General features: G+C 33.4%; 12 protein-coding genes and 1 tRNA gene. 3 read left to right on the top strand and 10 right to left on the bottom strand.

Annotated elements, in window-relative coordinates:
• Positions 1-212: 212 nt before the first annotated feature.
• A tRNA-Pro gene (locus KHA90_RS15100) sits at positions 213-287 on the bottom strand.
• A 152-nt stretch (positions 288-439) separates the two neighbouring features.
• Between KHA90_RS15100 and trxB the strand changes: the two genes are divergently transcribed.
• Entirely contained in the window at positions 440-1387 is a 948-nt protein-coding gene (trxB, locus tag KHA90_RS15095; RefSeq protein ID WP_213302061.1) for a thioredoxin-disulfide reductase, read from the top strand.
• Positions 1388-1549: 162 nt separating this feature from the next.
• On the opposite strand, the gene KHA90_RS15090 is transcribed toward trxB, so the two are convergent.
• The 5 genes from KHA90_RS15090 to KHA90_RS15070 form a co-directional block, all read right to left on the bottom strand.
• Complete coding sequence (locus tag KHA90_RS15090; protein WP_213302058.1) at positions 1550-2437, bottom strand: GIN domain-containing protein; 888 nt, start codon at positions 2435-2437, stop codon at positions 1550-1552.
• Positions 2438-2523: 86 nt separating this feature from the next.
• A complete protein-coding gene (locus tag KHA90_RS15085; protein ID WP_213302044.1) occupies positions 2524-3258 on the bottom strand; it encodes a head GIN domain-containing protein in 735 nt (244 codons plus the stop codon).
• A gap of 3 nt (positions 3259-3261) precedes the next feature.
• On the bottom strand, positions 3262-4995 hold the full coding sequence (locus KHA90_RS15080; RefSeq protein WP_213302026.1) for a PspC domain-containing protein: 1734 nt from the start codon (positions 4993-4995) through the stop codon (positions 3262-3264).
• Positions 4996-4997: 2 nt separating this feature from the next.
• Complete coding sequence (locus KHA90_RS15075; protein WP_213259014.1) at positions 4998-5330, bottom strand: PadR family transcriptional regulator; 333 nt, start codon at positions 5328-5330, stop codon at positions 4998-5000.
• 232 nt (positions 5331-5562) lie between these two features.
• A complete protein-coding gene (locus KHA90_RS15070) occupies positions 5563-6042 on the bottom strand; it encodes a DUF4870 domain-containing protein (protein ID WP_244860368.1) in 480 nt (159 codons plus the stop codon).
• A gap of 231 nt (positions 6043-6273) precedes the next feature.
• Here KHA90_RS15070 and KHA90_RS15065 point away from each other — a divergent pair, with 231 nt between their 5' ends.
• On the top strand, positions 6274-6726 hold the full coding sequence (locus KHA90_RS15065; RefSeq protein ID WP_213302023.1) for a DUF4442 domain-containing protein: 453 nt from the start codon (positions 6274-6276) through the stop codon (positions 6724-6726).
• Positions 6727-6916: 190 nt separating this feature from the next.
• Here KHA90_RS15065 and KHA90_RS15060 read toward each other — a convergent pair whose 3' ends face one another.
• From KHA90_RS15060 to KHA90_RS15050, 3 genes are all read right to left on the bottom strand, one after another.
• A complete protein-coding gene (locus KHA90_RS15060) occupies positions 6917-7072 on the bottom strand; it encodes a hypothetical protein (RefSeq protein WP_213302020.1) in 156 nt (51 codons plus the stop codon).
• 207 nt (positions 7073-7279) lie between these two features.
• Complete coding sequence (locus KHA90_RS15055) at positions 7280-9499, bottom strand: multicopper oxidase family protein (RefSeq protein ID WP_379785530.1); 2220 nt, start codon at positions 9497-9499, stop codon at positions 7280-7282.
• Between the two features lie 57 nt (positions 9500-9556).
• Positions 9557-10270, bottom strand: a complete 714-nt coding sequence (locus tag KHA90_RS15050) for a heavy-metal-associated domain-containing protein (RefSeq protein WP_213301999.1) — start codon at positions 10268-10270, stop codon at positions 9557-9559.
• A gap of 257 nt (positions 10271-10527) precedes the next feature.
• On the opposite strand from KHA90_RS15050, the gene KHA90_RS15045 reads away from it, so the two are divergent.
• Complete coding sequence (locus KHA90_RS15045; RefSeq protein WP_379785528.1) at positions 10528-10758, top strand: DUF2683 family protein; 231 nt, start codon at positions 10528-10530, stop codon at positions 10756-10758.
• Between the two features lie 112 nt (positions 10759-10870).
• Here the strand turns inward: KHA90_RS15045 and KHA90_RS15040 are convergent, their stop codons facing one another.
• On the bottom strand, positions 10871-11431 hold the full coding sequence (locus KHA90_RS15040; RefSeq protein WP_213301979.1) for a helix-turn-helix domain-containing protein: 561 nt from the start codon (positions 11429-11431) through the stop codon (positions 10871-10873).
• Position 11432 lies beyond the last annotated feature (1 nt).

Raw genomic sequence — 11432 nt, 5'->3', positions numbered from 1 at the left:
CTGCAGAATCTTTTAATGCGAAAATTAAAGCATTTAGATCTCAATTTAGAGGAGTTAGAAATGTAGATTTCTTCTTATTCAGATTATCTAATCTTTTTGCTTAATCCCCAACTTTTGCACCTGATCCGTTATTGCTATGTTAAAAACTGTTTAATTATAGAGACAATTAAAAGCAAAAAAAAAGTCTTTTCAAGAAAATGAAAAGACTTTAGTCGGGGTGGCAGGATTCGAACCTGCGGCCTCCTGCTCCCAAAGCAGGCGCGATAACCGGGCTACGCTACACCCCGTAAGCGGATGCAAATATAGGAATAAATTTGGTTTAGAAAAGGAAAATCTGAAAATAAATAAAACTTATTTTGAGATAGTTATTTAGGATTTGATTTGGTGGTAATTTTTTATAATAAAGTTTACCTTTGCATCACTTAAAACTAAACATATTATGTCAGATACGATCGAAAAAATTAAATGCCTAATTATTGGTTCTGGTCCAGCGGGTTATACTGCGGCTATTTATGCAGCCAGAGCAAATATGAATCCGGTTTTATATCAAGGAATGCAGCCTGGTGGTCAATTAACTACAACAAATGAAGTAGAAAATTTTCCGGGATATGTTGATGGTGTTACAGGACCGGAAATGATGGTTCAATTACAGGAACAAGCAAAACGTTTTGGATCAGATATTCGTGATGGATGGGCGACTAAAGTTGATTTTTCAGGAGATATTAAAAAAGTTTGGATCAACGATTCAATCGAATTGCACTGCGAAACAGTAATCATTTCTACAGGAGCATCCGCTAAATATTTAGGATTACCGTCTGAACAGCATTATTTAAACATGGGCGGCGGAGTTTCTGCCTGCGCGGTTTGTGATGGATTTTTCTACCGTAATCAGGAAGTTGTAATTGTAGGAGCAGGAGATTCGGCTTGTGAAGAGGCACATTACTTATCTAAACTTTGTAAAAAAGTAACGATGTTGGTAAGAAGCGAAAAATTCAGAGCTTCGAAAATTATGGAAGATCGTGTTCGCAAAACCGAAAATATCGAAATATTAATGAACCACGATACTCTTGAAGTATTAGGTGATAACCAGGTAGTTCACGCTATTAAAGCATTGAACAAAACTACTGGTGAAGTTCTTGAAATTCCTGCAACAGGTTTTTTCGTAGCAATTGGCCATAAACCAAATACAGATATCTTTAAAGATCAGATTACTCTTGATGAAACTGGTTATATTATAAATATTCCCGGAACATCAAAAACTAATGTTGAAGGTGTTTTTGTTGCCGGAGATGCTGCTGATCATGTATACCGTCAGGCAATTACTGCTGCCGGAACAGGATGTATGGCTGCATTAGATGCTGAAAGATATTTAGCATCTAAGGAGTAAGTTTTTAGTCTCAGTATTCAGTCTCGGTTTCAGTATTCAGTTTTTTTTTGGAATTGAAATTTGATTATTTATAAAATACAAAAGTCCCATTCTTAATTGAATGGGACTTTTTTTATGTGAGATTCTTTATTAAATTATCTTTTAGAAATAATTAATAAAAATTTATTGCGGTAAAGATGATTTCTCTTTTTCCTTGTCTTTCTCTTTTTCTTTTACGCCGCCTGGTTTTTTAATCAGTTTTGCTTCTTCGCTAAAACGTGTAAGTTCAATTTTTGGATTTCCAAATAATGAAACTTCAGATTTGTCTCCCGCTGCGATTGAAATACTGGTTCCGGCTAAAACTGTAGCGGATGATGAACCTTCGGTAGTAAGATTTGCATCTTTCAAAGTAAATTTTGTTCCGTTAAAAACCGAATTATTATCTAAACGAATCGTTGCTTTATCAGCAATACCTTCAATATTTGCAGCGGCTTTTTGGTATAAATCACATTTGAATTTTATGGCAGATACTAATGTTTTAATGGCTGAGTTTTTGCTCAATTGTAAATTTGCATCTTCAGATTTTAAGTTCAATTCGGTTCTTGTTTTATCATCAGCAAACAAAGTGAATTTTTTTGAGTTTACATTCAGGAATAATTTCGAATAGTCAAAACTATTAAATGTAATATCATCTAATTGCAGTTCCTGAATAGCATATACTACGGCATCGTTTTTTGTAATGACACTTTTTAATGATTTTGTATAAGTAACACGAACGGTAAGTTTTTTGAAAATAGTACTTTCTTTAGAGGTGTATAATCGAAGTACTTTTTCTCTTAAATCCATCCCAATGATGTCATGTAAATTATCATCGGCTTCAATTTTAATTTCGTTTTTTTCTCCTCTTTCAAGATATACTTCTATATTATCATCTGCTTCAATACCGTCAAATTCTCCTACTTCTTTAATGGAAGTAGTTACGATTTTAGATCCTTTTATTTTTTCTCTTCTCTGAGCAAAAGTTAGCGTCGTAACCAATAATAATAGGAGTAAGGCTGTATTTTTTTTCATTAATTCTAGATTTGATTTTCACAAATATAAAAAAATCATCCACTTTCGATGAATGATTTTTTTATATTTAACAGATAAATATCATTTTATCCCTGACTGATACTTCCTCCTGAACTTGCAGTTTTCTCGATTGTTTTAGGTGTAATGTCATAATTAATGCTTCCACCGCTGCTTGCTTGCGCTTTTAAACTCAAAATAGGATGAACATTTGTGCTTCCGCCACTTGAAACTTCTGCATGAACCTCATTAGCAAATAATTTATTTGCATTGATGCTCGAACCACTTGATGCTGAAGTTCTTATTGTTAATGCTTTCCCTTTTAGGCTAATCGTACTTCCGCTTGCTGAATCTGCCGATACATTATCAAATTCTAAATCAATATCCATTGTTGAAGCGCTTGAAGTTTCCAGATCAATATCCTCACCTTGCAAAACGCCGTTACTCGTTACAGTTGCAGCACTTGAAGCTTCTAATTTGTTGATTTTGGGCATTTTTACCGTAACTGTTTTCTTTGTAACATCTCTAAATGAACTGTATTTACATTTAATGATCAAAGTTCCGTTTTCAACTTTTGTTGTAATTTCCTTTTGTATATTATCATCGGCTTCAACTACAATTTCAGTAGCATCAGATTGTATAATTACTAAATCGATCGCATTGCTAACAGATACTTTAGTAAAATCTCCCTGAACGATTCTTTTTTCAGTAGTAACATTTCCGCTTCCTTCAACTGAGTTCACGTTAAAGTTACATGAGGCAAACAATAATGCGGTAACAGTCGCAATAATGAATTTTGTAATATGAATGATTATTTTTATCATGGCTTAGTTAATTTTAATTATAACTCCGTTTTTATCAGTGGTTAATCTGCCTTTGGTTTTTTTTCCGTTTAAAATTTCTTTTCCATTAATTTTAACCGAAAGTTCGTTTACTGTATCATTTTGAATATTTACTTCTTCATGCACATCTTCGTTCACATCATTGTATTCATCTTCTTCTGATGGGCAATTCAAACATTTAATTTTGGACCCTAAAACCTTATAATTGTAATTTCCACTAAAGTGTAAGTTGAAAAATTCATCGTCAGAGCTATCGTAATCCTGTACAGATGTATCTGGTTTGAAAAGCTGTCCTTCAGGCAAGTACAAATATACATCAACTTCCTGACCTCTGAATTTGTTTTTTACATCGGTTAAAAAATAATTATCAAGAACTAAGCGGTTTCCTTCAAGTTCAATTTTATAATTGATTTTTTCAGCTCTTTTTTTAGCATTTATAAATGAATTTCCTCTTGCGCTTTTTTCTATTTGTAAATATGCATTAGATTCATCAGTATGCAAAACATGTAAATGAACATCATTTGAGTATATTAACTGATGATTAGCTGAGTCCTGTACAAATTCAAAATCGCTGTGATGATTCAAATCTTTCGCATAATAATCATTGTACCTGAATTTCACATACAAAGTGTCTTGTGGACTAATTCCGATTTCTTTTTTCTCCACCGTTTTATTGTCGTATGATAGCTCAGTTGCTTGTTTAATTCCAATGCTAATTGCAATAGCAACCGCAATAATCCAAATCGCTAACAAAGTATATTTTGTAATATTCCCGATAGATTTTAAGTTAGGAGATAACAATTTGAAACCTAAAAGCGTCAAAAAGAAAAACGGAATCCCAAGGGCAAAGAACATTAATAAACCAAATGACCAAAGAGGATAATCTGTAAAGTTTCCAGCATCAACGAAGTTCTGCCAAGGAAAATCGAAAAAAACATTCGTTCCTAAAGTAAATACTCCAATCAATAACATGATCAAAACGCCAATTCCTGAGATAATTAAGATTACTCCTAAAAATTTAGCGAAGATTTTAAAAATCGTCATTATAAAGTCTCCAAATGAACTACTTATTCTCTCAGCTCCTGACTTTACCTGGTTTCCCATTGCATCATAATCAGCATTTTTAAATTTGTCTGATAATGACTCAATTTCCTCACGTACTTTTTTCTCAATGTTCGAAATCGTAACCGGTTCTCCGGTCATTTCCAGTTTTTCAGATGTTGTAATGGCTTCCGGAGTAACAATCCAAAGAACGAAATAAGCTAAAATTCCAGTTCCAAAACCTGCAAAAACAAATATTAAGAATATAATTTTTATCCATACAGCGTCAATCCCAAAATAGTGTCCTAAACCGGTTGCAACACCACCAATCATACCTTTTTCCTTATCGCGGTATAATTTTTTATGCTTTCTTGTACCGTAATCATTAAACGACTGATTTGTTTTTTCGTCATCTTCAAGAATATAATCTTCAGGTTGACCCATAACTACAATCACTTCCTCAACATCCTTCAATCCCACAACATGTTTGTCGCTTTTTTGTTTCTCAAGTAATAATTCAGAAACACGCATTTCGATATCTTTAATAATTTCGTCCTGTCCGGATGAGTTGTTAAGAGATCTTTTTATAGCGTCAAAATAGCGTGTCAATTTTACATATGCGTCTTCATCTATATGAAAAACCATACCGCCTAAGTTAATATTTACTGTTTTGTTCATGATTATTGGTTTTGATTGGTGATTAGATTAACGGCGTCAGACAATTCTGTCCAGGTACCGTTAAGTTCGTTTAAAAATGTTTGTCCTATTTCGGTTAATCCATAGTATTTTCGTGGTGGTCCTGAAGTCGATTCTTCCCAACGATAATTAAGCAGACCGTCGTTTTTAAGTCTGGTCAAAAGCGGGTAAACAGTTCCCTCAACAACCAGTAATTTTGCGTTTTTTAAAGTGTCTAATATTTCTGATGTGTATGCGTCTTTTTCTTTTAATACAGATAAGATGCAAAACTCAAGAACACCTTTGCGCATCTGTGCTTTTGTGTTTTCAATGTTCATAATTTCATTTTGTTTTTTTTAGATTGAACAATTCGTTTTTTGATTGATGATGATTGATTGATGATGATTTTGATGATTGATCGTTTTTTTTGGAGCTGTTTCCTGCTATTCGTTTCAATCTTTTATTTTTTAAAGAAAAAAAATAAAAGGATTTCCACTTCTATCAGGGCTAAACCCTAAAATACTGCTATAACTTTTATTCTTTTATGTAACACTGAGCGAAGTCGAAGTCCTACTTTATAAAAGGAATCGCCAGCGGATACTTGTATAATTCTCCGTTTGAAGCTTTGATTGAAGCGTAAATCACTAAAAAGAATTCAACAAATTTTAATAATCCAAAAAGTAAAACTGCCGTTGCCCCAATACTTAAGATTCCAATATTTCCGTCGATGTTTAGATTTCTGATGATTAAATCCTCATCGTTAAAAACAGTATTTATTGGAAGGTTTTTTAAAAGTACAAACGCAAAAATTGGAATTGCAATTAAAGCCAAAACTAAAGTATAAAGCAAAAGACTTAATTGAAAATTCAACGTTTGCTTTCCGTGATCGTTTACAAATTCTGATTTGTCTTTGTAACTCGTCCATATTAATATCGGGAAGATATAATTCCCAAACGGAATGATGTATTGACTTAAAGTACTTAAATGAGTGAACGCCGCAGTGTTCTTTTCTGATGTTTTTTCCATGATGAGTGGTGTTGTTGTTTCCATGATTAAAAGTATATAGTATTTTCTTATGCAAATATATGGCTAAAAGACAGTATCTTGTTTTGCATAGTACTAAATATTAACATAATTTTAACAAATATAAAATTATAATACAACTCATAATGAACTGAAAATCATCTTGAAGTCTTGTCTTTACTGGGTGCGCATGAAAGTAATTCCAATTTATTGTGCGTGCATAGTTTTTTTGTATTTTTACATAAAAAAATAAATCACATGGCATTATCAGTTTCTAAACTCAACAAATTTGTATTATTCAAATTACCATCAGCATATATTTGCGGTGTTCGTGTAAAAGCAATCGACGACGATAGATGCGTGGTAAGTGTTAAACACAGATGGATCAATCAAAATCCTTTTAACTCCATGTATTTTGCAGTTCAGGCAATGGCAGCAGAGTTAACAACAGGAGCGTTGGTTATTTCGCAAATTCAGCAAAGCGGAAAAAAAATCTCAATGCTGGTAGCCAATAATAAAGGGAACTTTACCAAAAAAGCAACCGGAAGAATAACATTTGTTTGCAACGACGGACATTTAATTGCCGATGCAATCAAAAAAACAATCGAAACAGGCGAGGGGCAAACCTTTTGGATGAAATCCATAGGAACAGATGAAAAAGGAATCCAGGTTTCTGAAATGGATTTTGAATGGAGTGTAAAATTGAAATAGTTTTTAAAAAGTTTTTGCCACGAATTTCACGAATTAGCACGAATTATTTTTTATTGGAGTTGAACATAAAAATATAAAATTTGTGCTAATTCGTGAAATTGCTTCGCCTGTTCGCTATCACTCGGGTCGTGGCTAAAAAAACATAAAAAGCCCCAAATATTTGGGGCTTTTTCATTGAAATGTGTTACGATTATTTTTTAGCGCAACATGCTTTTTTATCTTTTGCATCAGTTTTCTTGCAACAAGATTCCTTTTTAGCTTTTTCTTTTTTAACAGGTTTAGTTTCCTGTGCACTAACGCCAATTGTAAATAAGGCAATCGTTAAAACGGTAATTACTTTTGTCATTGTAGATTATTTAAATGTTTTTTGTTTTATGGTGATTCAAATATAATAGTATTTCTTAAAGTTGATTCTTACAATAAGTTAATGTTTTTATAATAGTTGTTAATACAATTTAAAGTGTTTTAGCCACAGATTATGCTATTATAAAAGATTAACAATTCAGGCATACTTTTGATATGAACTTAAATTACTTATATGGTTCAAAATAATCTAATAATTCAGATTCAATCCAAAACCAATTCCCATATCACTGTCATAATGCGTTGTAATCCCAAAGTTTCTGGCAACAATATATTTTAGTCCAGCCATATATTCCTTATCAGTATTCCACATCAAATTCATTCGCAAGCGTCTCGCAAGCGGAATATCCTTTCTTTCAAACTGAACTCTCACATTTCCATCGGTGTAAACCTCAACCTGGGCTTTTACAAGCATGGGTAAAGTATATTCTAAACCGGCGCTAAATACCGAACGATTGTCTTTAGTATTGCTTTGTCCGAAAAGGTTTTGTTCCTGTTCGTCCATTCCCATTTTTCTATAGCGCCAGTCAAAACCTATAAAAGGCATTAACCATTGATTTTTTCCGATGTAGCGACCAACATGTGTTTCGGTTTCATAACCGTGTTCATTGTTATAACCCAATCTCCATTCGGTTCCAATGCTCCAGCGCGTATTGCTGTACATTGCTTCACCGTCATTTCCGTTAGAGGCAAAATCATTTTCACCCATAAAATGAAACATACGATCATCCATTTTTAGCATTTTGTATGCCATTTCAGGATGATGAATCAACGGATTTGGTGCTGAATTTTCATAACTAAAAATACGTCCCATTCCAGCCATCATATGATATAAAATGTGGCAGTGAAAAAACCAGTCGCCATCAGCATTTGCCTGAAATTCGATTGTATCGGTTTCCATTGGCATAATATCAATTACATTTTTTAACGGAGAATAATCGCCATGTTCATTCAAAATTCTGAAATCGTGTCCGTGTAAATGCATTGGATGGCGCATCATTGATCCGTTGTACAATACAATCCTGATATTTTCGCCTTTTTTGATTAAGATTTTATCGGTTTCAGAAACTACTTTATTGTCTAAACTCCAAACATAACGATTCATGTTTCCAGATAATTCAAAGCGTAATTCTTTTAGCCCCCCAGCCCCAGAAGAAGGAGTTGGAAGAGTGGTTTTATTAGGCGATTTCAGCATTCCGTAATTCAAAGTTGTAATTTCTGCAGCCTCTGTCGTATCGGTTGCCATTTTCATATCCTCCATTTTCATCCCTTCCATAGTATGAACAGAATGATCTTCTGCTTTAGCAGATTTATCTTCTCCGGAAATTTCAGGGTACATCACGGTATTCATGTCCATTTTATTCAAAGACATTTGCATGCCCATATCATTCAATTCGCTGTTCATTTTCATCATGCCGTTCATCATTTTCATCCCTTCAAAATATTTTAATTTCGGAAGATGTGAAACGGATTGTTTCGTTCCTTCACCTAAAAACAAAGAAGTAGATCCTGTTCTGTCTTCGGCTGTAGCTAAAAAGGCAAAAGATTTTTTATCTTCAGGAATTGTAACCACAACATCATAGGTTTCAGAAACCGCAATAATCAATCGGTCAACTTCAACAGGTGTAACATCGTTTCCGTCACTTGCCACAACTGTGATTTTTCCGCCGCCATAAGTCAGCCAGAAATAACTTGAAGCACCGCCGTTAGCAATTCGTAGTCTGACTTTATCGCCCGCTTTAAATTGCGAAAGCTGTTGTTCGTTTTTTCCGTTAATCAGGAACTTCTCATAATAAACATCACTAACATCCATGGCGTTCATGCGTTTCCATTCGTTAGTAACTTTTGTCGAAAATTCACCGTGTTTTATGGCTTCGGCATAACTTTGAGTTGTCCCTTTTTTTATCGCAAACCAATCGTTTGCATTGTGCAGCATTCGCTGAATATTCTCAGGTTTTAGATCTGTCCATTCACTTAAAATTACCGGAACAGTTGGTAAATCGTCGATTCCTTTTCTAAAAGTCGAATCATCTTTCTTCTTATTAATAATAAAAAGTCCGTACAAACCTATTTGTTCCTGCAAACCCGAATGACTGTGATACCAATACGTTCCGTTCTGGATAATTGGGAAACTGTATTTATGCGTTGTTCCCGGTTTAATAGGCATTTGAGTCAAATAGGGAACGCCGTCTTCTTTATTTGGTAAAAATAATCCGTGCCAATGTAACGCAGTATCTTCGTTTTTTAAATCGTTGTGTACGTAGATTTCGGCAATATCGCCTTCGGTAAAAGTCAACGTTGGCATTGGGATTTGTCCGTTAACAGTAAGAGCGCGTTTTTGTTTTCCTGAAAAATTTACAATAGTATCGCGAACGTGTAAATCATAACGAACTACTTTCTGCGAAAGCATAATTTCTGTAAAGAAAAACAGTATCAAAAAAGATAGAAAAATTTTTTTATAGTTCATTTATAGAAATGTTAGCAGCATTATTAAACTCATTGTGATCATCAAACCATCTTCGATAATTGTAACAGTGCTCATAGGTAAATTAAAAACGGCACCTAAACAAGCACATTGAATTTTTTGTTTATTCAATACTGATTGCAATACGCCAATAATGCTTATGCTCATCACTATAAAAGTTACCGCGTTTGTAAAAATTGGGTTGAAATTCAGTAAATATGAAATCCCCAAACCAAGTTCTATAAAGGCGTAAAGATATCCCCAAACTGGAATTTTTCTGGCAAGAACGTCGTACATCATATAACTTTCTGCAAAACCTTTTAAATTTAGCATTTTAAAGAATGAAAAAACCAGAAAGAAACCTGCCATAAAGTGCTGCATTGCCTGCATGTAATCAAAATGATGATTTGTGAATTGTATTAATCCTGTGACCAAACTTATATAAAAGAAGATCAGCAATATTGGTTTATAGGTTTCAAACCAGGATCTGGTTTGCTCAACAGTTTCATTATGATCAATGGCTGAAATTTGATATTTACTGTCTAAAGCATTTTGCAATTCGGATAAAGGAATATGTTTTTCCATGCTTACTGTTGCGGTATTAGCCTCTTTTGAAACGCTTACGTGGGTTACGTTGTCAACTAATTCAAGTGCTTTTTTTACTTTGTCTTCGCAACTTGAACAAGTCATTCCGTTGAGTTGATATGTATGTGTCATTGTTTTTATTTTTAAAGTATCACAATGCAAATGTCCGAACTAAGGTTTGCTTCGGTTTGTAGAATTTTGAGAATGATTTGTAATATTATTTTTTTAATGGCAAAAAAACGCAAGGTCTTATACTAAGTTTTTATAATCTAGCAAAGATGCAGAGGCGCAAAGTTTTTGTTTCACGCAGATTCTACAGATTTTAGCAGATTTTAGCAGATTTATTTGTGAGAAAATGGTGTTGTTTTGTATTTTTGCTATAAACTAAAATTATAACAACTATAATCATAAATGAACGAACAAAAGCTGGCAGAACGTTACTAGAACTTGCAAGGTTATTGGCTACGACAAATAAAGGTATAGAAATTCAAGAAGAAAGTCCTTATAATCCTGAATTTGTTGCTAAAATTGAGAGAATATATGACGATTATAAAAGTGGAAAGACCAAAAGCATAACACTTGATCCTAATGATATATGGGGAAGTTTGGGATTGAAGTAAAGGAAGAGAAATAGTTCGTAACCGTTGTTGTAATCTCTGCAATGGGACATTATTCAGATAAATAAAAAACGTGCTATAATTTAGCACGTTTTTTTTATTGTAGAAATCAGATTTACAAATGCTCAATCTGAATTCGCTTTTTATCTTTCTGTTGTTTAAAATGCGTAGGCGTAAAACCAGTAATTTTCTTGAACTGATTGCTCAAATGTGCGACATTACTATAGTTTAAGATATCAGCAATCTCGCTTAACGAAAGTTCATTGTAAATCAATAACTCTTTTACCTTTTCTATCTTTTGGCTGATAAAATACTTTTCGATAGTGGTGTTTTCAATTTCCGAAAATAAATTACTGAGTGTGCTATAATCCTGGTTGAGGTTTTCGACCAAATAATCAGATAAGTTGATTTTAAGTTCATTGTTTTTATGATGAACTAAATCAACAATGAGGTTTTTTATTCTCTCAATAGTTTTCGTTTTTTTATCATCAATAAAATCGAAACCCAATTCTTGAAGGTTGTTAAGTAAAATTTCCTTCTGACTTTTGGTAATACTATCTTCCAATTCAACTTCACCCAATTCAACAGAAATAGTCTGAAGTCCGAGTTTTTCAAACTCAGACTTCACAACCATTATACAGCGACCACACACCATGTTTTTGATGTAGAGTGTCATA

This window comes from Flavobacterium psychroterrae (genome assembly GCF_018380615.1).
Lineage (GTDB): Bacteria > Bacteroidota > Bacteroidia > Flavobacteriales > Flavobacteriaceae > Flavobacterium > Flavobacterium psychroterrae.
The sequence above is the reverse complement of the archived record's forward strand: the minus strand, read 5'-3'. Positions and strand labels throughout refer to the sequence as shown.